Source organism: Streptomyces sp. NPDC090077, from assembly GCF_044747545.1.
Classification (GTDB): domain Bacteria; phylum Actinomycetota; class Actinomycetes; order Streptomycetales; family Streptomycetaceae; genus Streptomyces.
The window spans coordinates 777,753-802,090 of sequence record NZ_JBIVEG010000001.1; the positions used below are offsets into that span (position 1 = coordinate 777,753).

Sequence of the window (24,338 nt, forward strand, 5' to 3'; positions counted from 1 at the left end):
CATGAGTCACAAGGGCCACAGGCGCCCCCGGTTCAAGCTCCTCGCGGTGGTTTCCGCCCTGGTGCTGGGAGGCGGCGGCGTCGCCGTCGTCGCCGGCAACGCGAGCGCCGGGCAGGACGGCCGTACGGGGCAGGTGACGGCCACCATCGACTGCCCGGACGTGGGCGACCGGCTCACCTCCGTACCCGACCAGGCCAGGGGCGAGGTCGACGAGAACCTCGCGCAGCTGGACGTCCAGGTGGCCGACGCCTACCGGCAGCTGGCCTCCGGGCAGGTGCAGGGCAAGACGCAGAAGGACGCCCTCCTCGGCCGGCTCCGTGACCAGCGCGCGACGACCATCAGCCGGGTGTCCGAGGCGATAGGCCGCTCCTCCGGGCGCCCGGAGGGCCTGGACAAGCTCAGCGGGTGCGAGATGAAGGAGGCGCCGGCCGGGCAGGACGAGGCGGCGCCCGACTCCGGCGTGGCCGCGGCCGCGGGTGCGGACGCCGGGGCCCGGAGCTTCGGGCAGAAGGGCGGACCGGCCAAGAGCGACTTCGTCGACATCACCAAGGTGAAGCCGAACGTACGCAACCCCGCGCCCTCGGGGGGCGCCTCCAGGGGCTCCTTCACCTCCGAGTGCGGCCGCAACGAGAACGGCCACTTCAACCCCGACAACGTCATCGTCGCGCCGGGCGTCTCCAACGGCGCGCACCACATGCACGACTACGTGGGCAACAAGACCACGGACGCCTTCTCCACCAACGACAGCCTCGCCGCCTCGGGCACCACCTGCGGCAACGGGGACCAGTCCACGTACTACTGGCCGGTGCTGCGGCTGCGCGACGGCCGGGCGGAGAAGGACGCCAAGGCCCCGGGCGGCGGGCAGGACGCCAACGTGGGCACGATCCTGCGGGCCAAGCAGGTGAGCATCACCTTCAAGGGGAGCCCCGCGGGGCAGGTCAAGGCGATGCCCCGGTTCCTGAGGATCATCACGGGCGACGCCAAGGCCTTCAGCAACGGCACGGCCAACGCCAACGCCTCGTGGAGCTGCACCGGCTTCGAGGACCGCCAGCTGAAGGACAAGTACCCGGTCTGCCCGAAGGGCAGCGACGTGGTGCGCACCTTCACCTTCCAGAGCTGCTGGGACGGCCGCAACACCGACAGCGCCAACCACCGCACCCACGTGGACTTCGCGGACAAGAACGGCCGCTGCAAGAAGGGCTTCACGGCCATCCCGCAGCTGGTGCAGCGGATCACGTACGGGGTGTCCCCCGGGGCGCGGATCGCCGTGGACAGCTTCCCGGAGCAGCTGCACAAGCCGGTGACCGACCACGGGGACTTCATCAACGTCATGTCGAACAACCTGATGTCCCGGGCCGTGGGCTGCATCAACAGCGGGCGCACCTGCCGCTGAGCCGGCGCGGTCCGGCGGACGCGGACGCGGAAGGGGCGGTGGCCCGGAGCCTTCGGGCTCCGGGCCACCGCCCTTCGTGTGCCGGCCGCGCGGGGAGCGCGGCTCACAGCCCGTTGACGCGGGCCATCCGTCCGACGACGACGGGGGTGAAGTCGGCGGTGACCACCCGTCCGCCGCGGCGGCCGGTGCGCGAGTTCTGGCGGCGCACCTGGGCCATCAGACGGCGGCTGCGCAGGGCCATCTCCAGTTCGAAGCGGGTCCGGGGGTCGCGCAGGCCCGGTCCGAAGAGCTTCTCCAGCTGCCGCATCCGGTAGCGCACCGTCTGCGGGTGGACGCTCAGGGCCTTGGCCGCCTCCGGGGCCCCGCCGCCCTCCAGCCAGGCGAGCAGCGTGACCTCCAGCCGCTCGCTCTGACGGGGGGTGAGGTCGGCGAGGGGCTTGAGCCAACGGGCGGCCAGGGCGTGGGCGAGGGGTTCGTCCTGGAGCAGCAGGAGGGTCGAGAGGTGGTCGTCGACGAAGACGGCCCGGGTGTCCAGGCCGCCGCGGTGGGGGGTCAGGGTCAGCAGGCGCATCGCCCAGCGCAGCGAGGAGGCCGTGTCGCGCGGGGCGACGGCGTGGCCGACGGCCGCGAACCTGCCGCGCAGCGGGAGTTCGAGGGCGGCGCGGGCGTCGGGGTCGGGGCTGGGCAGGAGCAGGCAGGGCCGGCCGGCGAACATGCCGGCGAGGGCGTCGTCGAGGACGGCCGCCAGCTGCTGCGTCTCGCCGGGGGTGGCCAGGGCGACGGCCCGCACCGCGTGCGGGAGGGGCCAGTGGGCGGCTTCGGCGAGTTCGGCGAGGGAGCCCTCGCAGCCGGTCCGGTCGTCGGTGAGGGCCCTGAAGAGCTCCTGCCGGGCCCGGTCCGGCGGGGCGGCGGGCACCTGCCGGAGCGGGTGGCCGGGGCCGTGGCCGCCGTCGGTCCGTTCGTGTTCGCGCGCGGGTTCGCGTACGTACTCCCGCACGGCGCCCCGCGGTTCCTCGACGCGGCCGTCGTGACGGTCCTCGTCCTGGGCGGGCCCGGTGCGGCGGGCGGGGGTGCCGGGGACGCCGGACGGGTCCTCGGCGGGGTCCGGCGTGGGGGTTTCGGCCGGGTCCGCGCACTGCGGTTCGCGGTCGCCGTCGTCGTGGTAGCCGAGGGCGGAGAGGAGGGCCTCTTCCACCCTCAGCCTGAGCAGATCGTCGTCGATGGCATCGTTGTCATCGACAAGGGCGGAAAATTCCGGAATTCCATGCAGAAGCTCCTCCACTATCTCCGCGGCCAGCGCGGGGAGTTCCCTGCGCAGGACACGGGTCCACTCTCCGCGCGGGCGGGACCAGATGCGGTTCAGAAGTTCGCACATCGTTTCCTCGTTCTTGCCGGGTGAGGCCTGTCCGGTACAGGGGTGACAGGCCCGCCAGGGTTGTCCGTCTCGCCAACAGCCCTGTCTGCCAAGAGAGTTGCAGCCACCGCGTCCCCTTCTGGAGGGTTCCGGCCACTTTCGGTCCCACGGATTTGCCTTGTTTTTGCCGCCGGGGACGCATGGATGGCCGACGAGGCGGTGGCCTGTCGCAACCTCCACTGGAGGGGAATCTTCCGGGGTTGTTCGATGCGCTGTAGACGCGGTGCGAGAAATTATCACGTTTCGATAAATCCTGTGGAGATGCTGCGTAGCTCCACGATGCTGCTGCACTCCGGCCCCCGAGCCCCGCGGCCGGCGCGGGAATTCCAGGCGCTGCCGGCCGTCACCGTCCCCCAACCCCCGGGTGCCGAGCGCGAGGTGGACCGCTCGGAGCCCGGGTGCTCAGGAGAACCGCATGCCCCTGCCCCAGCCGCACATACCCCGCTCCCACAGGGCACGACGCAGGAGTCGCCACGCGGCGGAGGCCGCCGCGGCCCCGGCCGCCGGGCGGCGGGCCGTCCGGCGGCCCTCACTGCTGCCCGCCGCCGGAAGGCTGCGCCCCAGTGCACTGTGCGCCGCGGGCGCGGCCCTCGTCTCGCTCCTCGTGGCGGCCCGCGCGGGCGCCCTGACCCGCCTGTGGGAGTTCCTCGACTTCGGCGCGGGCGTGCTCTCGCTCGTCTGCCTGACCTCCACCGTCCTGTGGGGGCTGGTGGCCACCGACCGGGTGCTGCTCGGGTCGGGCCACCGGCTGCTGGCCCAGGGCGTCCACCGGGGCCTCGCCGTGGCGGGGCTGGGCTTCCTCGGCCTGCACATCTGGGTCAAGGTGGCCGAGAAGCAGGCGGACGCGGCCGCCGCCGCGGTGCCGTTCGCGGACTCGGACCGACCCGTCGTCATCGGCCTGGGCACCCTGGCCGGATATCTCTTCGTCGCCGTGGCGGCCTCCGGAGCCCTGCGTAGTGTGTTCGCCACCAAGAGCCGTTCGCTGTGGTGGCGCGCCCTGCACATCGGGGCGTACCCGGCGTGGGGCGCGTCGCTGCTGCACGGGCTGAAGGCCGGCCGCGCCGCCGACACCTGGGTGACGGCGGCCTACGGCCTGTGCCTGGCCGGGGTCATCGCCCTGCTCGCCTTCCGGCTCCGGGCCCGCGGGCTCGGCGCCGCCTGGCAGCCGTCCGTCCCGCAGAACACCGGGGCCGCCCAGGCTCCGTCCCAACCCCCGCGCGTGCGGCCGTTCTTCATCCAGGACGTGCCGCTCGCGGACCTGCTGGTGCGGCCCCGCGGCAGCGCGCCCTCCGGTCCCGCGGCCGGGCCGCCCCGCAACGGGCGCGCCCCCTACGCGGCCGCCGCGGCGGCCCCGGGTGCCGACCGGCGGCCCGGACAGCGGGGCGACGGGGAGCGGTGGTCGTGAGCGGAGCCTCGCGCCCCGGCCTCGGCTGCGTGGGCACGCCCCGGCTGCTCGCCGGGCTCGACCGGGACCCGCGGCTCGACCGCGAGGCCCACGTGGCGGCGCACGGCCCGCTGCCGCGCTACGCCTCGGACGAACTCGTCGGTCTGGCCGCCGACATCGACCTGCGGGGCCGCGGCGGGGCCGGCTTCCCCTTCGCCCGGAAGCTGCGGGCCGTCATCGCGTCCGCCCGGGAGCGCGAGGGGCCGACGGCCGTCGTGGTCAACGGCAGCGAGGGGGAACCGAGTTGCCTCAAGGACAAGGCACTGCTGCTGCACGCCCCGCATCTGGTGCTCGACGGCGCCCTGCTGGCCGCCGCGGCCGTCGGGGCGGAGGAGGTGGTGGTGGCCGTCACCCGGCCGGACGTGGAGCGCTCGGTACGGGACGCCGTCGCGGAACGGGGCCCGGGCGGCCGCCGGGTGCGCGTGTCACGGCTGCCCGAGCGCTTCGTGACCGGGGAGGGGACCGCCATGGTGGGCGGGCTGAACGGGGGTGCGGCGCTGCCGTCCGGGCGGCGGGTGCGGACCAGTGAACGGGGGCTGGGCGGGGTGCCGACGCTGCTGTCGAACACCGAGACCTACGCGCAGCTCGCCGTCGCCGCCCGGATGGGCGCCACCGACTACCGCTCGGCGGGGCTGCCGTCCGAGCCGGGGACCGTCCTGCTGACCGTCGCCGGGCAGACGGTGGTCGAAACCCCGACGGGGACCTCGCTGGCCTACATCCTCGACCTGTGCGGCACCCGCACCGGCCAGGGCGTCCTGGTCGGCGGCTACCACGGGCGCTGGCTGGATCCCGGGGCGGCCCGCTCGGCGGACGTGTCCCGGGGGTCGCTGTCGGCCTTCGGCGCGGTGCTGGGGGCGGGGGCGGTGCTGCCGCTACCCGAGGACACCTGCCCGGCCGGCGAGGTCGCGCGGGTGACGCGCTGGATGGCGAAGGAGTCGGCCGGGCAGTGCGGGCCCTGCGTGCGGGGCCTGCCCGCGCTGGCCGACGTACTGGAGGACGCCGTGCGGGGCGGGGGCCGCGGCGCCCTCGACGCGGTGGAGGCAAGGCTGCGGGCCGTCCGTGGCCGGGGGGCGTGCAGCCATCCCGACGGCACCTCCCACTTCGTGGCCTCGGCGCTCGCGGCGTTCCCCGACGAGTTCCGCGACCACGCCCTCGGCAGCGGCTGCGGGCGGCGGATCGTGGGGGCGCTGCCACTGCCGCAGGACGAGAGCCCGCCGGAGCGGCTGGTGGTGGACTGGACCCTGTGCAAGGGGCACGGGCTGTGCGTGGACGTCCTGCCCGACGTCGTGCGCCTCGACGCGGACGGCTTCCCCGCGGAGGCGTCCATGCCGGTGCCGGGCCACCTGCGGCCCAAGGCGCTGCGGGCGGTGCGGCGGTGCCCGGCCCTGGCGCTGCGCATCCAGGAATGAGCGGGCGCACGAGTGCGGGACGCCCCCGAGTTCATCCTTGGCGCGATCTGACAAATTCCCGTGGACATCCGCTCCGGCCGCCGTTCGCCCCGTATCAATGAACGCAGGAAAAAGAACGACGGCACCGAATCCCAAGGAGAGATCGTGAAGACAATGCGCCGGGAGATAATCGCCGGGTCGGCGGTCGCGGTACTGCTGCTGACGGCCGGTTGCGGTCTCTCCGACAAACCCTCGTCGAAGGCCGCCGCGGTCCAGCCGGCGGGCTCCGGGAAACAGCTCGGCGCCTACGGGTCGGACGGGGGTTCGGGATATGGCGCGGGCTCCGGTTCGGGTTACGGCGAGGGCTCCGGCGCCGCGCCGGCGGGTGGCGCCGGGAAGAGCGGGCCGGCCGGGATGCTCCAGGTCCGGGAGATGGCGAACGTGGGCTCCGGGGTCGCCGACGGCGACGGGTTCACGCTCTACCGCTTCGACAAGGACGCCGCGAAGCCCCCCAAGTCCAACTGCGAGGGGGACTGCGCCAAGGCCTGGCCGGTGGTGCCGGCGGACGACGCCCAGGCGGGTGCGGGCATCGACGCGGCCCTGCTCGGCTCGGTGACCCGGGCCGACGGCAGCAGGCAGCTGACGGTCGGGGGCTGGCCGGTGTACCGCTACGCCAAGGACACCAAGGCGGGCGACGCCCTCGGCGAGGGCGTCGGCGGCACCTGGCACGTCCTGGGCCCCGACGGGAAGCCGGCCGGCCCCGGAAAGGGGGCGGGAACGGAAACGGGCACGGGAATGCAGGGACACGGAATGGAACAGGGGGGAGCGGCGAAGGAAGGGACGAAGGAAGCGCCGAAGGTCGCGCTTTCGGTACGGCAGGACGCGAAACTCGGAAACATCGTCCAGAATGCCGAGGGATGGACCCTCTACCGATTCGACAAGGACAGCGCCTGGCCGATGAAAATCGGCTGTGTGGATTCCTGCACGGACACCTGGAAGCCCGCCCCGCTCGTCGACAAGACGCAGGTGTCGGGAATCGATCCCAAACTGATCGGCTCGGTGAAGAGGCCCGACGGCACGGAGCAGCTGACCATCGACTGCTGGCCGGTCTACACGTTCACCGGCGACAAGGCTCCCGGCGACGTCAACGGGCAGGGCAAGCAGAACCTCTGGTGGGCCGTCACCGACAAGGGCAAGAAGGCGAAGGCGGCCGGCTGAGCCGGCCGGCACACCCCTGAACCGTGGTGCCCGGCCCCCCTCCCCTCCCCGCCGGGCACCACACCCCTTCCCCTCCCTCTCCTCGCTCCGCCCGCTCCCCGTGAGGTCGCCATGTCCCCCTTCCACCGCCGCAGCCGCCGCCTCCTCACGGCCCTGGCCGTCCTGTGCGGAGCACTGCCGGCCGGGGCCTGCGCCGCGGATCCGCCCGCGCACGGCGACGCGACCGCCCACGCGGCGCACGCGGGCGCCGCGCCCGCCGGGAAGGCCACCACGGTGGAGGAGCTCGCCTCCGCCCTGGGCTGCACCGCCGAGTCCGTCACCGAGGCCGACGAACTGCGCCAGGGGGCCTGTTCGACCGGGCAGGGCGCCTACCGCCTGACCACCTTCACCGCCGAAGAGGGCCTGCGGTCCTGGCTGGCGGAGACCCGGACGTACGGCGGGGTCTACCTGGTGGGCGACCGCTGGGTGGTCACCGCCCCGTCCGCCGAAGCCCTGACCGCGCTGCGCGAACGCATGGGCGGCACCGTGGAAACCGGCACCGAGCACACCGGCCACTGACCCCGCAGCCGCGCTCGGGAGGCCCCAACAGGCGCGGCGAGTCGGCCAGTTGTCCGGAAGATCCCTCATTCGCGAGTTGCACGGAGCAGCACGGGAGCCCCCCTTCGGGATGATTCGCACCACCGCCCGCGTACTCCAAGGTGGGCACGGAATCGCCCCTCTCCGAAAGGAACGGCTCTTCGTGCGCATGAAACGCCTCGCGCCCCTGCTCGCCTCCGCCGGCCTCCTCGCGACCTCCGTCCCCCTGCTGTCCGCCACCCAGGCGGCGGCCGCCCCCGCTCCCGGTGACTACCGCCCGCAGCAGCCCTCCTGGCACCGGTGCAGCCCGGACCAGCCGGCCGCGTACGAGTGCGCGACCCTCAAGGTGCCGCTCGACTACCAGCGGCCCCGCGGCGCGGCCATCGACCTCGCCATATCCCGGATCAAGAGCCAGGCCCCGGCCAAACGGCACGGGATCATGCTCCTGAACCCCGGCGGCCCGGGCGGCTCGGGGCTCGACCTGCCGCTGATGATGGACGCGGCCATGCCGAAGGAGGTCCGGGAGCAGTACGACCTGATCGGCTTCGACCCGCGCGGCGTCGGGGCCAGCAGCCCGATCAGCTGCGGCCTGAACGAGGCGGAGCAGAACTTCGAACGCCCGTACCGGCCCGAGACCTTCCCCTCCGACGTCGCCTGGGCGCGCACCGTCGCGGACAAGTGCCGGGAGAAGGCCGGTGCGGTGCTCCCGCACATCACCACGCGCAACACGGCCCGCGACATGGACGCGATCCGCGCGGCCCTGGGCGAGCGGAAGATCTCCTACGTGGGCTACTCGTACGGGACCTACCTCGGCGCGGTCTACACGCAGATGTTCCCGTCCCGGACCGACCGCTTCGTGCTGGACAGCGGTGTCGACCCGCAGTCGATCTGGCGCGGGATGATCCAGGTGTGGGCCACCGAGGCCGAGCCGGCCTTCGCCCGGTGGACGCGCTGGACGGCGGAGCGGGACGGCGAGTACCGGCTCGGCGCGACGCCGCAGGCGGTGTCGGCGACGTTCTGGGGGCTGGTGGCCCGGGCCGACCGGGAGCCGATCGAGTTCCAGGGCATGAAGCTGACCGGTGACGTCATCCGCACCGCCCGCCCCCTGTTCTTCTCCCCGCAGCAGGCGGCCCCCCTGATCGCCGCGGTCAAGGCGGCCGCCGAGGGGGCGCCGCAGCCCGCCGGCGCGGCCGTGCCCGACCTGAAGAAGCTGCTGCGCTCCGCGGCGCCGGCGGACGACAACGGCACGGCGGTGTTCTGGTCCGTGGTGTGCGGGGACACCGCCGCCTGGCCGCGCGATCCCGGCCAGTACGCGCGGGACGCGGCACGGGACAAGGCCCGGTACCCGCTGTACGGGGACTTCGCGTCCAACATCAAGCCGTGTGCCTTCTGGCAGCGGCCCGTCGAGGCGGCCACTCCGATGAAGACCCGGGCGGAGGTGCTGACCGTGCAGAACGAGTGGGACTCGCAGACCCCGCTCAAGAGCGGGCTGGGGATGCACCGGACGCTGAAGGGCTCCCGGATGGTGCTCGCGGCGGGCGGGGAGGGCCACGGCGTGTACCTGGCCGACCCGAACTCCTGCGCCAACGCCCCGGTCGACTCCTACCTGGCCACGGGCCGGCTGCCCGCCCGGGACGTGACCTGCACGGCGTCCCCGGCCCCGGCGCAGCGGCAGGACGTGCTGCCGGCGCCGAAGCCGCTGCCGTTCCCGGCCGGTCCGCTGCGGTTCTGATCCCGCGGGCTCAGCCGAGCAGGGCGTAGACCGTGGAGGCCTTCGCCGCCGGTTCCGCGGCCCCGTCGGGGGTCATGGTGACGTCGGCGAAGGCCATCCGCTTGCCCAGCTTGGTGATGCGCACGTCGATCAGCACGTCGGTGCCGGTCACCGGCCGCTGGAAGCTCGTCGACTGCTGGACGGTGGTCATCGGGCCGTACGCGCCCCGCGCGGCGGACACGGCGATGACGGTGGCGGTGTCGGCGGCGGCCATCAGGGCCTGGCCGGACAGGCCTCCGCCGTCGCGGGCCAGGGAGTCCGACCAGGGCAGCCGCAGGACGGCGTGCCGCTCGCCGGTCTCCTCGACGGTGAGGCCGAGGGCCAGCACCCAGGGGGCGAAGTTGTCGGTGAGGATCTTGTCCGCGTCTGCCGGTGTCAACGTCACCCGGTGATTGTGGCGGCCCGGAGCGGGCCGCCACAAGCCGCGGACCGGACCCCCTAGAGGGAGGCCGCCACTTCGGTGCCCTGGCGGATGGCGCGCTTGGCGTCGAGTTCGGCGGCGACGTCGGCGCCGCCGATCAGGTGGGCCTCGACGCCCTCGGCGCGCAGCGCCTCGTACAGGTCGCGGCGCGGCTCCTGGCCGGTGCACAGGACGACCGTGTCGGCGGGCACCAGGTGCGGTTCGCCGCCCACGGTGATGTGCAGGCCCTCGTCGTCGATCCGCTCGTACGTGGCACCGGCGACCGAGACGACCCCGCGGTGCTTGAGCTCGGCGCGGTGGATCCAGCCGGTGGTGGTGCCGAGGCCGGCGCCGACCTTGGTGGTCTTGCGCTGGAGCAGGGTGACCTGCCGGGGGGCGGCGGGCCGCTCGGGGGCGGTGAGGCCGCCCGGGCCCGCGTACGCGGTGTCGACGCCCCAGTGCCGGAAGTAGACCTCGGGGTCCTGGGCGGCGCCCTCGCCGCTGTCGGTGAGGTACTCGGCGACGTCGAAGCCGATGCCGCCGGCGCCGACGACGGCCACCCGCTGCCCGACGGGGGCGCCGTCGCGCAGGACGTCGAGGTAGCTGACGACGTTGTCCCGGTCCACGCCCTCGATGGCGGGGGTGCGGGGGGTGACGCCGGTGGCGACGACGACCTGGTCGTAGCCGCGCAGGGTGTCCACGTCGGCGCGGGTGCCGAGGCGGACGTCGATGTCGCGGGCGGCGAGCTGGGTGCCGAAGTAGCGGATGGTCTCCTCGAACTCCTCCTTGCCCGGGATGCGGCGGGCCACGTCGAGCTGCCCGCCGATGTGGCCGGAGGCCTCGAACAGGGTGACGGCGTGGCCGCGTTCGGCGGCGGTGACCGCGCAGGCGAGGCCGGCCGGACCGGCGCCGACGACGGCGACGCGCTTCTTCGTGCGGGTGGGCGAGAGCACGAGCTCGGTCTCGTGGCAGGCGCGCGGGTTGACCAGGCAGCTGGTGATCTTGCCGCTGAAGGTGTGGTCGAGGCAGGCCTGGTTGCAGCCGATGCAGGTGTTGATGGTCTCGGAGCGCCCGGCGGCGGCCTTGGCGACGAAATCGGCGTCGGCGAGGAAGGGACGGGCGAGGGAGACCAGGTCGGCACGGCCGTCGGCGAGGATCTCCTCGGCCTTCTCGGGGGTGTTGATGCGGTTGCTGGTGACGAGGGGCACGCCGACCGCGCCCATCAGCCGCTTGGTGACCCAGGTGTAGGCGCCGCGCGGGACCGAGGTGGCGATGGTGGGGATGCGGGCCTCGTGCCAGCCGATGCCGGTGTTGATGATGGTCGCGCCGGCCGCCTCGATCTCCTTGGCGAGGTCCACGACCTCGTCCAGGGTGGAGCCGCCGGGGATCAGGTCCAGCATCGAGAGCCGGTAGATCAGGATGAAGTCGTCGCCGACGGCCGCGCGGGTGCGTCGGACGATCTCCAGCGGGAAGCGCACGCGGTTCTCGTACGCGCCGCCCCAGCGGTCGGTGCGCCGGTTGGTGGCGGCGGCGATGAACTCGTTGACCAGGTAGCCCTCGGAGCCCATGATCTCGACGCCGTCGTAGCCGGCGAGCCGGGCGAGGCGGGCGGCGCGGACGAAGTCCTCGATGGTCTGCTCGACCTCGTCGTCCGTGAGCTCGTTCGGCACGAAGGGGCTGATGGGGGCCTGGATCGCGCTGGGGGCGACGAGGTCCTTGTGGTAGGCGTAGCGGCCGAAGTGGAGGATCTGCATCGCGATCTTCCCGCCCTCGGCGTGCACCGCTTCGGTGATCACCCGGTGCTCGGCGGCCTCTTCCTCGGTGGTGAGGCGGGAGCCGCCCTCGAAGGGGCGTCCGGCGTCGTTGGGCGAGATGCCGCCGGTGACGATCAGGCCGGCGCCGCCGCGGGCGCGCTCGGCGTAGAAGGCGGCCAGGCGCTCGAAGCCGTGCGCGTGCTCTTCGAGGCCGGTGTGCATCGACCCCATGATCACGCGGTTCGGCAGGGTGGTGAAGCCGAGGTCCAGGGGGCTCAGCAGGTGCGGGTACCGGCTCTGGGAACTCATGAGGGGGCGCCTCCTCGCGCGGGGGTGATGCACCTGTTCTAGCGAGGAGGGCCGGGTTTTGCAACTAAGTGCATAACCCGGTGCGCGCCCCCGGCCCCGGGAATCCCGGGCCCGGGGGCGCGCACCGCCGCGGGTGTGGCGCAGTTCACGCCGCGTCCCGCGCCGGGGCCCGTCAGTGGATGACCCTGAAGCTGCGCCAGGGCAGGCTGCGCGGGGCGGTCACGTTCGAGAGCGTCGTGGCCACGTAGATGCCGTCGCCGCCCTCCCCCCGCGCTGCCTCTGCCTGGCCGCAGTTCTCCGTCCGGTACAGGACGATGTCCACGAGGGTGTTGTTCTCCACGTGGGTGGCCCCCTTCGGGATGCCGATCTTGTGGCAGCCCTTGACCGGGGTGTTGGAGTAGCTCAGCTCGACCGGTGAGTCGTGCCCGCGGAACGTGAGCATGCCCACGGTGCTCCGGCCCAGGCCGGAGCAGGCGGAGGCGGTCAGCAGCAGCGCCGCGACCCCCACGATGGTGCTGATCCGTCGGCTGTGGGACATGGGGCGGTCCTCGTCTGTGCGGTGGTGGCGGTCCTCCCCACAGCCTCGCCCGGCCGGGCCCCGGCGGCCTGCGCTGCTCGGCCGACCGGATGAACGGGGCGGAGCCGGGCCCCGGCCGGCCCGGCTCCGCGGCCCTCACGCCCGCCGGAGGCGGACCGTGACGATCTGGAACGGCCGCAGGGTCAGGGGGACGGTGCCGTCCGGGGCGGGGGCGCCGACCGCCGCACCCGGCAGCGGCCGCTCCAGGAGGTCGCTCTCGACCGCCTCCGCGACCGCGAACCCGGGCCGCAGGACGGCCCGCGCCCGGCCGCCCCGGGACTCGTAGAGCCGGACGACCACGTCGCCGGAGCGGTCCTCCGCGAGCTTCACCGCCTCCACCACCACCGCGTCCCGGTCGACGGCCAGCAGCGGCTCCACCGGCCCCGCGCCCCGCAGGATCCGCTCGGGCAGGTTGAACGCGTGTCCCTCGCGCACCGCGTCCCCGATGCCGGCGCCGGGCGCGAGGGAGTAGCGCAGGGTGTGCCGGCCCTGGTCGGTCTCCGGGTCCGGGTAGCGGGGGGCGCGCAGCAGGGAGAGCCGTACGGTGGTGGTCTGGCCGCCGTCCGCCCGGACGTGCCGGGTGACGTCGTGCCCGTACGTGGAGTCGTTGAGCAGCGCCACCCCCCAGCCGGGCTCCTCCGCGTGGATCCAGCGGTGGGCGCAGATCTCGAACTTGGCTGCCTCCCAGGAGGTGTTGGTGTGGGTGGCTCGGTGGACGTGCCCGAACTGCGTCTCGGAGGCGGTCCGTTCGGCCTTGACGTCCAGCGGGAAGGCGGCCTTGAGGAACTTCTCCGTCTCGTGCCAGTCCACCTCCGTGGTGATGTCCACGGTCTTGGCCCCGGCCCGCAGGGTGACGGCCTGGGTGACCGCGGAGGAGCCGAAGGAGCGGGTGACCGTGACGGTGCAGGCCTCCGGGTCCCGCCCGGTGACCTCCAGGGAGTCGAGGGCGGTGAGGTCGGTGACCCGGTTGCGGTAGAAGGCGTCGACGTCCCAGGCGTCCCACATGTTCGGGAAGTCGGGGTGGATCTGGAGCAGGTTCGCGGCACTGCCGGGGGCGAGCGCCTCACGGCCCTCCTCCAGGTCGTACGCGGAGACGAGCAGGCCCCGCCCGTCGATCTCCACCAGCAGCCGTCCGTTGGCCAGGACGTGCCCGCCGCCGTGGCGCTCCTCCACCGTGACCGGCTGTTCGGCGGGGCGGGCCGGGCGCGCGCCGCCGGCCGGGACGCCGCGCCGCTCGTGCGGGGCGCAGTTGAAGACCAGTTCCTCCTCGCCCGCGCCCGCGAGGGCGGTCTGCGCCGCGAGGGTGATCGCGGCCAGTTCCCCGCGGACCCGCTCGTAGGTGGCGCGGGCCTCGCGGTGCACCCAGGCGATGGAGGAGCCGGGCAGGATGTCGTGGAACTGGTGCAGCAGGACGGTCTTCCAGATGCGCTCCAGGTCCTCGTACGGGTACCCGAAGCCCGGTACGCGGACGGCGGCGGTCGCCGCCCACAGCTCGGCCTCGCGCAGCAGCGACTCGCTGCGCCGGTTGCCCTGCTTGGTCCGGGCCTGCGAGGTGTAGGTGCCCCGGTGGAGTTCCAGGTAGAGCTCGCCGGCCCAGACGGGTGCGTCCTCGTACTCGGCGCGGGCCTTCTCGAAGAAGGCGTCGGGCCGTTCGATCTCCACCCGCGGGGAGCCTTCGAGGTCGCGCTGGCGCCGGGCCCGGGCCAGCATCTCGCGGGTGGGGCCGCCCCCGCCGTCGCCCCAGCCGAAGGGCACCAGGGAGCGCGAACCCCGGCCCTTCTCGCGGTAGTTGCGGGCGGCGTGGGCCAGCTGGGCCGCACCGAGGTCGCTGTTGTAGGTGTCGACGGGCGGGAAGTGCGTGAAGACGCGGGTGCCGTCGATGCCCTCCCACCAGAAGGTGTGGTGCGGGAAGGCGTTCACCTGGGACCAGCAGATCTTCTGGGTGAGGAACCACTGCGCGCCGGACAGCCGCACGAGCTGCGGCATCGCCGCGGTGTAGCCGAAGGAGTCCGGGAGCCAGACGTTGCGGGTCTCGATGCCGAACTCGTCGAGGAAGAACTTCTTGCCGTAGAGGAACTGGCGGGCCATGGCCTCGCCGCCGACCATGTTCGTGTCGGACTCCACCCACATGCCCCCGACGGGGACGAACTGCCCGTCGGCGATCTTCTTCTTGACCCGCTCGAAGAGTTCGGGCCGGTGGGTCTTGACCCAGTCGAGCTGCTGGGCCTGCGACATGGCGAAGACGAATTCGGGGTGCTCGTCCATCAGGGCGAGCATGTTGGAGGTGGTGCGCGCCACCTTGCGGACGGTCTCGCGCAGCGGCCACAGCCAGGCCGAGTCGATGTGGGAGTGGCCGACCGCGCTGATCCGGTGCGCGGAGGCGTTCGCCGGGGCGGCCAGCACCCCGGCGAGGCGGGCGCGGGCCGCGGCGGCCGTCCCGGCGACGTCGGCGAGGTCGACCTCGTCGAGGGCGGAGTCGACGGCGCGCAGGATCTCGTAGCGGCGTGCGTCGTCCCCGCCGAGCTGGGCCATCAGTTCGGCGAGGACGTCGAGGTCCTGCACGAGTTCCCAGACCTCGGCCTCGAAGACGGTGAGGTCCATCCGGGCCAGCCGGTAGAGCGGCCGGTCCGCGCTGGTCAGCCGGTCGCCCTCGGCGGTGGGGGCGTGCTCGACCAGGACGGGGTTGGAGGCGGCCTCGACGTACCACTCGACCAGCTCGCCGCCCGTCGCGGCGTCGGCCACCCGCACCCAGTCGTTGTACGGGTTGAGGGCCTTGACCTCGCCGCCGTCGGCCCGGTGCACCAGCCCCTCGCACTGGAAGCCCGGCATCATCCGGTCGAAGCCGAGGTCGAGGACGGCCTCGACGGTTCGGCCCGCCCAGTCGGCGGGCACCTCGCCGGTGACCCTGAACCAGGTGGTGCCCCAGGCGGGCCCCCAGGCGTCGCCGGGCGCGCAGGACGCGTACGGGGCGGCCAGCGCCTCGGCGACGGGCACCGGCTCGCCGGGGGCCTCCCAGCGCTCGACGGCGAGGGGGACGGCGCGGGAGTGGACGGCGGGCCGGATGCGCTCCTTGAGGACCCGGCGGAGGCGTTGTTCGGTGATGCTGCGGTCGTCGTGCACGAGGCGGCTCCAGGAGGTCGTTCGGGGACGTGGACGGACGGCAGGCGGACGGGGGCGGACGGGGGCGAAGGGGTGGGGCGGTCAGGTCTTGACGGCCCCCTCGCCCACTCCCTTGAAGAAGAAACGCTGGAGGAGCAGGAAGAGCAGCACCATCGGGACGAGTGCGGTCATCGCGCCCGCCGCGACGATCCGCTGGTCGCTGGTGGTGGTCGCTCCGGCCAGGGTCTTCAGGCCGAGCTGGAGCGTGTAGTGGTCGCTGTCGGTGAGGACCAGCAGGGGCCACAGGAAGTCGTCCCAGGCGCCCATGAAGCTGGTGATGCAGACGACGGCCAGGGCGCCCCGCGCACCCGGCAGGAACACCCGGGTGAACCGGGTCCACTCCCCCGCACCGTCCAGGACGGCGGCCTCCTCGATTTCCCGGGGGACGGCGAGGAACGCCGCCCGCATGACCATGACGTTGAGGACGGACACCGCGCCGGGCAGCCACACCCCGACGAGGGTGTCGACCAGGCCCATCCCGCGGACCGTGAGGAACATCGAGATCATCACGGACTCGAACGGGAACATCAGCGTCGCCACGAGGACGGTGAAGACGGCCCGGCGGCCCTTCCAGCCGGCCCGGGAGAGGGCGTAGCCGCCCATCGACGCGAACAGCGCGTTGGACGCGACCGCGAGCACCGCCACCACCAGGGTGTTGCCGACGTACCGGGCGAGCGGGAAGGACTCGGCGACGCGCAGGTAGTTGTCCAGGGTGGGGTGCGAGGGCAGCAGCCCGTCGTACACGTTCTCGGTGCGGCCGCGGACCGAGGTCAGGAACTGCCAGACGATCGGCCCGAGCATCAGCACGAGCGTGAGCACGAGGACGGCGTAGCGGGCCGCCAGGCCGCCGCGGCGGCGCCCGCCGCCGGTCCCGGCGGCGCTCAACTCCCGTCCCCCTTCGACAGGCGGTGGCCCAGCAGGCTGAAGGCCAGGGTCAGCAGGAACAGCAGCAGGGAGACGGCGCAGGCGTAGCCGGTCTCCCCGGCGAAGCCGAGGCCGACCTGCCGGATGAGGAAGGGCAGGGTGCGTGCCCCGCCGCCGGGTCCGCCGCTCTCGCCGCCGAGGATGTAGATCTCGGTGAACACGCGCAGCGCGGAGATGGCGGAGAGGGTGCCGACGAGCAGCATCATCGGCTTGACCTGGGGGACGGTGATGCTGAAGAAGCGGCGGACGGGGCCGGCCCCGTCGAGGGCGGCCGCCTCGTACAGGGAGGCGGGGACGTTCCCGAGGGCGGCCAGGTAGAAGACCATGTAGTAGCCGAGTCCCTTCCACACGGTCACGAGCATGGCGGAGAACAGCAGCAGGGTGCTGTCGGTGAGGAAGGGGACCGGCTCCGAGACGACGCCGAGCGCCTCGAAGACGGTGTTGACCAGGCCGTCGCTGCGCAGCACCCACTGCCAGATCAGGCCGACGACGACGGCCGAGGCGATCACCGGGGTGTAGAAGGCCGAGCGGAAGAGGCCGATGCCGGGGACCTTCGTCTGCACGAGGACGGCCAGGGCCAGCGGCAGCAGGACCAGGCAGGGGACGACGACCGCCAGGTAGAGCACGCTGTTGCCGGTGGCGGTCCAGAAGTCGGGGTCGGAGAGCGCCCGGGTGTAGTTGGCGAGGCCGACGAACCGGCCGCCCTGGAGGATCCGGGCATCGGTGAAGGACAGGACGACGGTGTTGAGGAACGGCCAGACGCTGAACAGGGCCACCATGACGAGGCCCGGGGCGAGGAAGAGGTACGGGGTCCACCACGTGCGGTGGACGAGGCCCGGCTCGGCCTCCACGGCCCGTCGCGCGCGCCGCGGCCGCGTCCGGTCCGGCCGGCCGGCGTCCGCGGCGGGGTGCGCGGCGTCCGCAGCGGGTGCGGTCACCTGCGCGTCCCGGCGGCCAGCAGCCGGTTGGCCTCCTCCTGGGCCCTGCGCACCGCCGTCCGGGCGTCCTGCTCGCCCTGGATCGCCCGCTGCACCTCCCTGACCACCGCGTCGCCGACCTGGTTGGTCCACTGGACGGGGGTGTTGGCGTCGAGGTCCGCCGTCTTCAGCTGCTCCGCGCCGATGGCCCGGGCCAGGGTCTCGGCGTCCTTGCCGTCGCCGCGGTCGGCGAAGCGCGGGTCGGCCAGGCCCTTGGCGTTGGAGGGGTAGATGGTGGCGTTCTTCGAGAACTCCACCTGGTTGGGGCCGTTGGTGACCCATTTCGCGAACTCGGCTGCCGCGTCCGGGTGCGCGGTGTCCTTGCGGATGCCGAGGGCCTGGGCGTAGATCCCTATGTGGCCGAGGGTGCCGGTGACGGCGCCCGCGACCCCGGTGCGCTCGTAGACCTGCGGGGCGTTCTGCTTGATGTCGCGGACGAAGCCCGGGGAACCGGGGCCGAAGACGAGCTTGCCGGCGCCGTAGAGCTGGTTGATGTCGTCGGCCTTCAGCAGGGACTCCTTGGGCATGGCGCCCTTGGCGTAGAGGTCCTTCATCCGCTCGACCCAGGCGACGGCCCGGTCCGTGTCGAAGGTGAAGCGGTCCCGCGCCGCGTTGAGGAGGGGGACGCCCGTCTTCTGCCAGTCGCCGGGCAGCCGGCCCTTGGGGTCGGCCATGAAGGCGGCGTACCGGCCGCCGGAGCGGGCGGCGATCTGCTCCGCGGCGTCGAAGAACTGCTCGACGGTGGTGGGCGGCCGGTCCGGGTCCAGGCCGGCCTTGGCGAAGAGGTCCTTGTTGTAGGTGAGGATCTCGGGGGTGACGTACCAGGGGTAGGCGTACACCCCGTCGCCCTTGCCGGGCAGTTTGAACTGCTCCCAGGCGCCCGGTACGTAGTCCCGGGCCACCCCCGGGTCGAGCCGGGCCACGTCGGCGAGCATGCCGCGGTCGCCGAGGAGCTGGAAGGAGTCGGTGGAGAGGTTGACCACGTCGGGCAGGGCCCCGGCCTGGGCGTCGGCGACGAGCTTCTCGTTGTAGCCGTCGCCGGGGACGTCCTCCCACTTCACCCGCACCTTGGGGTGCTCCGCCTCGAAGGAGTCGATGACGCCCTGGACGTAGGCGGTGAACTTCGGTTTGAGCTGGAGGGTGCGGAAGGTGATCTCGCCGGACACCTCGCCGGTTCTGCGGGCCTCCTCGCCGCCGGCGCCGCCTCCGCCGAGGCCGCATCCGGACGCGGTCAGCAGGCCTGCGGCCGCCAGCGCGGCGAGTGCCGTGCGGGTCAGGGGGGAACGGGTCATCGTCGCCGCCTTCGGGGAGGTTCCGGCTCCGCTGCCGGAGGGCGGTGCTCACGCTGGCCGCACGGCCCGGGGGCGTCAACGAGGCCCGCTCCCCGATGGCCTGAAGCGGTTTATCTCCCGGGGCGCCGGGGCGGCCGCCGGCCCCGGCGCGGCACCCGCCGGATCCGGCGCACCCGCGCGCAAAATCCTTTGCGCGGCCGGCGGGCCGCCGCCTAGGTTGACGTCCCATCACGACGTGTAGCTCAGCAGCAGAGCGCCGGGCTCGGGACCCGGAGGGCGCAGGGGCGGAACCTGCCACGTCGGCCATGAACGCACACGCTGACCAGCAGCCTCCGAACCCGTCCCGGCCCGGCCCCGCGCCCGCCGCAGGACCCGCTCCGACACCCGTCCCCGCCGCCGCGCCGGTGGCCGTATCCGTGTCCCCGTCGTACGCGGCGGGCCGGCTCGCCCGGGCGCTCGCGACCGCGCGGGACCACGGCGACGCCGCGACCCGCGAGCGGGCCCTGTCCCGCGCCCGGAAGTGGCAGAGCGTGCTGTCCGGCATCGCGGACGGCTCCCTGCGGATCGGCTCCCGCACCCCCGTCGCCGCGCTGCCCGCCTGGGTCACCCCCGAGGTGGTCACCGGCGGCTTCGCCACCGGAGGCGCCTCGGCCGGGGGACCGCTGCTGCCGTACGAGGAGGAGGCCGCCCGGCGGGCCGGCGTACGGGCGGACCGTGCGGAGCTCTTCGCGCACTTCCTCACCGAGGACGGCCTGGCGCACCTGTGGTCCCTGCTCGACAGCGGCCGCTACGAGGTGCACGTGCCCGAGGAGGCGGCGCTCGCGACCGTGGCGTGGCTGGTGCGCGCCGGGGACTTCGACTCCGCCGCGGAACTCGTCACCGTGCTGCGGCCGTTCGCCGGCCGGCTGCGCTTCTCCCCGCGCCCGGCCGACCGCCCCGCGCCCGGAGTGGACGCCGTGCACCGCCGCACCGTCGGCGAGGCCTCGGCCGCGCTCGCCCGGCGCGGACCCAACACCGCCGTGGAGACCCAGCGCGAGGCGCTCGCCGTCTGGCGCCCCTTCGAGGACGAGCTGCTCGCGCACCGGCTGCTGGCCCACGGGCGGGTGCCCGGCCCGCGGTGGCACGCCGAGGGCGCCGCGCTGCTGGCCCGCTACCGGACGCTGGCCGCCGCGCACACCCTCTGCACGAAGCACCTGGACCCGAGGTCGAACGCCGCGATCCTGCGGCGCGCCCTGGAGGAGGAGGTCGCGGGCCGCGTGCCCGTGCCCCGCCTGGCCGGGCTGCTGCGGGTCGCCGTCGAGTCGATGCTGGCCAAGCGCGGCGCGCCCGGCTCGCCCGGCCACACCCGGCTCCGGGCGGACCAGGCCCGTCAGGCCGCGCTGCCCTCGCACCACGCGCTGGCCGGCCTGGTGCTGCGCCGCATCTCCGCGCTCGACCAGCGCGCGGGCACCCCGGACACGGACGCCCCGGTGGCTCCGGTGAGCGCCGCGGAGGCCCGGGAGACCGGGCTGCCCGCCGGTGCCGAGGTGCCGGCGGCGGTCGGCGCCCCCGTCCGGGCGGCGCTGAGCGCCCCGCTGGAGGTGCTGGTGGAGCGCGGGGTGGTGCCGTCGGCGGAGGTGCTGGCGGAACTGGTGCCGCAGCTCGTCGCGTCGGTCACCGCCGAGCAGTACGCGGACGGGCCGCTGCGGAACCTGATGGCGGCGACGTACCGCGCCTTCCGGAGCCGCCGCTCGCTGCTCCTGCTCGACCTGCAGTCGCAGGTGCGGATCGAGGAACTCCCCTGGCTGCGGGCGGTCTCCGGCCACCGGCACGCCGACGGTGCGGACACCGGGCCGGCCGCGGAGGCGCTGCGCCGCCTCGGCGGGCTGGCGGTGCGCGCCTTCCCGGGCACGCTGCTGCCCAATCCGCTGGTGCGCGAGCTGGGGCAGCTGGCCCGGCAGGCGGAACTGGGCGCGCCGTTCACGGAGGAGCTCGCCGCCGACATCTTCATGGGCACCTTCGGCCCGAAGTTCCTCGTGGCCGCCCGGGTCGCCGGGGAGCTGCTGGAGGAGAGCCTGTACGCCCGGTACTACGGCATCGACTACGCGGTCCTGCGCCGGATGGCGGTGTCCCAGGCTGCCGAAGCGGCGCGGAGCGGCCGTCCGGCGCGCACCGCGCCCGGGTTCGCCGCGCTGTGCGCCGAGCGGGCGGGCGGCGGGCGGGCCTGGTCGACGGCGGCGAACGGCAAGGTGATCGAGCAGGCCCAGATCCTGACCACGCACAACCTGGCCACCCTGGTCGGGCGGGGCGGGGTCACCGTGCCGGGCGGCTGGGAGCGGCCCGCGCGGGAGTGCTTCGAGACCGTGTGCCGGCTGGTGGCGCGGGTGGAGGGGAACCCGCGCCCGCTGTCCACCATCAAGGACGCGGCGTACGCGTGGCGGCAGATGCTGTTCCACCTGTCGCTGTGCGGGCCGGACGGGCAGGCGGCCGTACTGGCCTGGATCGAGGCGGAGTCGGCGCTGCGCCCGGCGCACGTACGGGCCCGGCTGGCCCCGGCGCTGGCCGGTCTGCGCCTGGTGGCCGCGGGCGGCGCCTTCGACGCGGACGGCACGGCCGAATCCGGCCGCGCCCGCCGCCTGCTGGGCTGGACCACGGACGGCCACTGGATGCGCCTGCCCTAGCCGGGCGTTACGGGGGCACCACCCCGGCCGGGCGGGGCCCTCTCCCTCCCGGGCCCGGGCCCGGGAGGGAGCGGCCGGCGCCGGTGGGAGTCGGGGGGCGCCGGTGCGGATCCGGGCGGCCGGGGCCTGGCGCCGTCGCGTCAGGCCACGAGCAGGCGGAGGCCGAGGTCCGCCGTGTCGAGGGTGGCGAGCCGGCCGTTGCGGTCGGCCCAGCGGCCGGAGTCGAGGTCGTCGGCGAGGTGGCGCACCGCCCGCCGTTCGGCCTCCGGTCCGACCCTCGTCCACACCGACACCGCACGGCGCACGCGCTCCTCCAGGTACGCCTCCGGCCGCCGCCAGTACGCCTCGAACAGCCCGTCGGCGCAGTCCCACGGGACGGGCACCGGCTCGACGCGGGCGCCGATCGCGTCGGCCATCCCGGCGAGCGGGGGGAACCCCGCGAGGACGGAGCTAAATTCGGGCAGGTAGTCGCGGGTGAGCCAGAACCGGTCCCGCCACCCGGGCTCGTCGGTGTCGAAGGTGAGCACGACCACGCGGCGGGCCACCCGCCGCATCTCGCGCAGCCCCGCCATCGGGTCGCCCCAGTGGTGAACGGTCGAGACGGCCATCGCGACATCGAACGAACCGTCGTCGAACGGCAGTTCCTCCGCGGCGGCGGCCACGCACGGCGCCGCGCCGGCGGGCCGCCGCCCCCGCATGACCGCCGACGGCTCCACCGCTATCACGTGGCGGTCGGCTGGCTCGTAGGAGCCGGTGCCCGCACCGACGTTCAGCACCGTCCGCGCGTCCCCGAGCGCCTCCCGGATCTGCGCGGCGAACCGCGGATCGGTGCGCCGCGTCGCCGTGTAGGCGTCGCCGATCTCGTCGTACAGCCGTGCGCCCAGCACCTCGAACTGCCTCTCCGGTGTCACTTCCAGTCCCTTCGCCCGTGCTTCCAGTTCCCTGTCGATGGCCGCCACCATGGCGCCGGCCCGGTCGCGCCGCTCCAGCAGCAGGCCGCGCAGCCGGCGCAGGTGCGCGACCGCGTCGGCGGACGGGTCGCCGACCAGTTCGGCGACCTCCCGCAGCCCGAAGCCCAGGCGCCGGTAGCCCAGCACCTCCCGCAGCCGCTCCACGTCGTCCGCCGCATAGGCCCGGTACCCGGCCGCGTTGCGGGCCGAGGGGCGGACGAGACCGATCGCGTCGTAGTGGTGCAGCGTGCGGACGCTCACTCCGGCCAGCCCGGCCACGCGTCCCACGTTCCAGTGATCTTCCACGCCGGCCAGCATGCGGCCTGACGCCGCGTGAGGGTCAACGGCCGGATCCGGAGCCCGGGCATAACACGCGCTGCGGGCGGCCGCCAGGGCTTCCTCGGCGTCCGACCCGAAAGGATCATGGATTTTGCCTTGATCAACGCAATGTGATGGATTGATCACCCACCGCTTCCGCCCGCTCCGCGAAGGAACCCCCATGCGCACGGTCCGCGAGTCGGCCCTCGACGTCCTGCGAGCCCGCGGGATGACCACGGTCTTCGGCAACCCCGGTTCCACCGAACTGCCCATGCTCAAGCAGTTCCCCGAGGACTTCCGCTACGTACTGGGGCTCCAGGAGGCCGTGGTCGTCGGCATGGCCGACGGCTTCGCCCTCGCCTCAGGCACCACCGGCCTCGTCAACCTGCACACCGGACCGGGCACGGGCAACGCGATGGGCGCCATCCTCAACGCCCGCGCCAACCGCACCCCCATGGTGGTCACCGCCGGCCAGCAGGTCCGCGCCATGCTCACCATGGAGGCCCTGCTCGCCAACCCGCAGTCCACCCTGCTGCCGCAGCCCGCCGTGAAGTGGGCGTACGAGCCCCCGCGCGCGGCGGACGTCGCCCCGGCCCTGGCCCGGGCCGTGCAGGTCGCCGAAACCCCGCCGCAGGGACCGGTGTTCGTCTCGCTGCCGATGGACGACTTCGACGTGGTCCTCGGCGAGGACGAGGACCGGGCCGCCCTGCGGACCGCGGCCCGCACCGTGACGCACGCCGCCGCCCCCGCCGCCGAGGTGGTCCGCGGGCTCGCCGCCCGGCTGGCCGGGGCCCGCAGCGCCGTCCTCGTCGCCGGGAACGACGTCGACGCCTCCGGGGCCTGGGACGCCGTCGTGGAACTGGCCGAGCGCACCGGCCTGCCCGTCTGGTCGGCGCCCACCGAGGGCCGGGTCGCCTTCCCCAAGTCCCACCCGCAGTACCGCGGGATGCTGCCCCCGGCCATCGCACCGCTGTCCCGCTGCCTGGAGGGCCACGACCTGGTCCTCGTCATCGGCGCCCCGGTGTTCTGCTACTACCCCTACGTCCCCGGCGCCTACCTGCCCGAGGGCACCGAGCTGGTGCACCTGACCCGGGACGCGGACGAGGCGGCCCGCGCCCCCGTCGGGGACGCGGTCGTCGCCGACCTCGCCCTGACGGTACGGGCGCTGCTCGCGGAGCTGCCCGTGCGGGAGGCCGCCGCCCCGGCCGCGCGGATCGCGCGGGCCGAGTCCACGGCCGAGGTGGACGGGGTGCTCACCCCGCTCGCCGCGATGACGGCCATCGCCCAGGGAGCCCCCGCCGACACCCTCTGGGTCAACGAGTCCCCGTCCAACCTGGGCCAGTTCCACGACGCCACCCGGATCGACACCCCCGGCTCCTTCCTCTTCACCGCGGGCGGCGGTCTCGGCTTCGGCCTCGCCGCGGCCGTGGGCGCCCAGCTCGGCGCCCCCGGCCGGCCCGTGGTCTGCGTCATCGGCGACGGCTCCACCCACTACGCCGTGCAGGCGCTGTGGACCGCGGCCGCGTACAAGGTCCCGGTCACCTTCGTCGTCCTGAGCAACCAGCGCTACGCGATCCTCCAGTGGTTCGCCGAGGTGGAGCGCGCCCAGGGCGCCCCCGGGCTCGACATCCCCGGCCTGGACATCGCGGCCGTCGCCACCGGCTACGGGGTCCGCGCCCACCAGGCGACCGGCTTCGGCGAACTGGTCAAGCTCGTGCGGGAGTCGGCTCTCCAGCAGGACGGCCCGGTGCTGATCGACGTACCGGTCACCACCGAGCTCCCCACCCTGTAGCGCTCCCCCGCCCCGGAAGGCC

17 protein-coding genes and 1 tRNA gene are annotated in these 24,338 nt (G+C 74.1%); 9 read left to right on the forward strand and 9 right to left on the reverse strand.

Features of this window, described 5'->3' with window-relative positions:
• Position 1 precedes the first annotated feature (1 nt).
• Positions 2–1,393 (forward strand): DUF1996 domain-containing protein, encoded by a 1,392-nt coding sequence (locus tag ACIPW5_RS03415; protein WP_401239673.1) that lies wholly within the window; start codon positions 2–4, stop codon positions 1,391–1,393.
• Between the two features lie 103 nt (positions 1,394–1,496).
• On the opposite strand, the gene ACIPW5_RS03420 is transcribed toward ACIPW5_RS03415, so the two are convergent.
• Positions 1,497–2,768: a PucR family transcriptional regulator gene (locus ACIPW5_RS03420; RefSeq protein WP_401239675.1), complete on the reverse strand. Its 1,272-nt coding sequence runs from the start codon at positions 2,766–2,768 to the stop codon at positions 1,497–1,499.
• 454 nt (positions 2,769–3,222) lie between these two features.
• On the opposite strand from ACIPW5_RS03420, the gene ACIPW5_RS03425 reads away from it, so the two are divergent.
• The 5 genes from ACIPW5_RS03425 to ACIPW5_RS03445 all read left to right on the forward strand — a co-directional run bounded on the left by ACIPW5_RS03425 (position 3,223) and on the right by ACIPW5_RS03445 (position 9,165).
• Positions 3,223–4,212 (forward strand): hypothetical protein, encoded by a 990-nt coding sequence (locus ACIPW5_RS03425; protein ID WP_401239677.1) that lies wholly within the window; start codon positions 3,223–3,225, stop codon positions 4,210–4,212.
• Positions 4,209–5,660 carry an NADH-ubiquinone oxidoreductase-F iron-sulfur binding region domain-containing protein gene (locus ACIPW5_RS03430; RefSeq protein ID WP_401239680.1) on the forward strand — a complete coding sequence of 484 codons (1,452 nt, stop codon included), beginning with the start codon at positions 4,209–4,211 and terminating at the stop codon, positions 5,658–5,660. Before ACIPW5_RS03425 ends, ACIPW5_RS03430 begins: the two co-directional genes overlap by 4 nt.
• A 153-nt stretch (positions 5,661–5,813) precedes the next feature.
• The gene (locus ACIPW5_RS03435) at positions 5,814–6,857 is read left to right on the forward strand and encodes an SCO0930 family lipoprotein (RefSeq protein ID WP_401240091.1); all 1,044 of its coding nucleotides are present in this window, start codon (positions 5,814–5,816) and stop codon (positions 6,855–6,857) included.
• 111 nt (positions 6,858–6,968) lie between these two features.
• Positions 6,969–7,415, forward strand: a complete 447-nt coding sequence (locus tag ACIPW5_RS03440) for a hypothetical protein (RefSeq protein ID WP_401239683.1) — start codon at positions 6,969–6,971, stop codon at positions 7,413–7,415.
• Between the two features lie 187 nt (positions 7,416–7,602).
• The gene (locus ACIPW5_RS03445) at positions 7,603–9,165 is read left to right on the forward strand and encodes an alpha/beta hydrolase (RefSeq protein WP_401240094.1); all 1,563 of its coding nucleotides are present in this window, start codon (positions 7,603–7,605) and stop codon (positions 9,163–9,165) included.
• Positions 9,166–9,175: 10 nt separating this feature from the next.
• Here ACIPW5_RS03445 and ACIPW5_RS03450 read toward each other — a convergent pair whose 3' ends face one another.
• The 7 genes from ACIPW5_RS03450 to ACIPW5_RS03480 all read right to left on the reverse strand — a co-directional run bounded on the left by ACIPW5_RS03450 (position 9,176) and on the right by ACIPW5_RS03480 (position 18,596).
• Entirely contained in the window at positions 9,176–9,589 is a 414-nt protein-coding gene (locus ACIPW5_RS03450) for a PaaI family thioesterase (protein WP_401239686.1), read from the reverse strand.
• Between the two features lie 53 nt (positions 9,590–9,642).
• Positions 9,643–11,667, reverse strand: coding sequence for an FAD-dependent oxidoreductase (locus ACIPW5_RS03455; protein WP_401239688.1), 2,025 nt, complete (start codon positions 11,665–11,667; stop codon positions 9,643–9,645).
• Between the two features lie 172 nt (positions 11,668–11,839).
• Positions 11,840–12,205, reverse strand: coding sequence for a hypothetical protein (locus ACIPW5_RS03460; protein ID WP_401239690.1), 366 nt, complete (start codon positions 12,203–12,205; stop codon positions 11,840–11,842).
• A gap of 135 nt (positions 12,206–12,340) precedes the next feature.
• Positions 12,341–15,364, reverse strand: coding sequence for an alpha-mannosidase (locus ACIPW5_RS03465; protein ID WP_401239693.1), 3,024 nt, complete (start codon positions 15,362–15,364; stop codon positions 12,341–12,343).
• Positions 15,365–15,445: 81 nt separating this feature from the next.
• Complete coding sequence (locus ACIPW5_RS03470) at positions 15,446–16,288, reverse strand: carbohydrate ABC transporter permease (protein ID WP_401239696.1); 843 nt, start codon at positions 16,286–16,288, stop codon at positions 15,446–15,448.
• Positions 16,285–17,106, reverse strand: a complete 822-nt coding sequence (locus ACIPW5_RS03475; protein ID WP_401240097.1) for a carbohydrate ABC transporter permease — start codon at positions 17,104–17,106, stop codon at positions 16,285–16,287. The genes ACIPW5_RS03470 and ACIPW5_RS03475 overlap by 4 nt, the downstream gene beginning before the upstream one ends.
• Positions 17,107–17,261: 155 nt before the next feature.
• Positions 17,262–18,596, reverse strand: a complete 1,335-nt coding sequence (locus tag ACIPW5_RS03480; protein WP_401239699.1) for an ABC transporter substrate-binding protein — start codon at positions 18,594–18,596, stop codon at positions 17,262–17,264.
• 231 nt (positions 18,597–18,827) lie between these two features.
• On the opposite strand from ACIPW5_RS03480, the gene ACIPW5_RS03485 reads away from it, so the two are divergent.
• Both ACIPW5_RS03485 and ACIPW5_RS03490 read left to right on the forward strand, forming a co-directional pair.
• Positions 18,828–18,902, forward strand: a tRNA-Pro gene (locus ACIPW5_RS03485).
• Positions 18,902–21,256 carry a hypothetical protein gene (locus ACIPW5_RS03490; protein ID WP_401239702.1) on the forward strand — a complete coding sequence of 785 codons (2,355 nt, stop codon included), beginning with the start codon at positions 18,902–18,904 and terminating at the stop codon, positions 21,254–21,256. Before ACIPW5_RS03485 ends, ACIPW5_RS03490 begins: the two co-directional genes overlap by 1 nt.
• Positions 21,257–21,396: 140 nt before the next feature.
• Here the strand turns inward: ACIPW5_RS03490 and ACIPW5_RS03495 are convergent, their stop codons facing one another.
• Positions 21,397–22,494, reverse strand: coding sequence for a methyltransferase domain-containing protein (locus ACIPW5_RS03495; protein WP_401240099.1), 1,098 nt, complete (start codon positions 22,492–22,494; stop codon positions 21,397–21,399).
• A gap of 211 nt (positions 22,495–22,705) precedes the next feature.
• On the opposite strand from ACIPW5_RS03495, the gene mdlC reads away from it, so the two are divergent.
• Complete coding sequence (gene mdlC / locus ACIPW5_RS03500; RefSeq protein WP_401239705.1) at positions 22,706–24,316, forward strand: benzoylformate decarboxylase; 1,611 nt, start codon at positions 22,706–22,708, stop codon at positions 24,314–24,316.
• Positions 24,317–24,338: the final 22 nt, after the last annotated feature.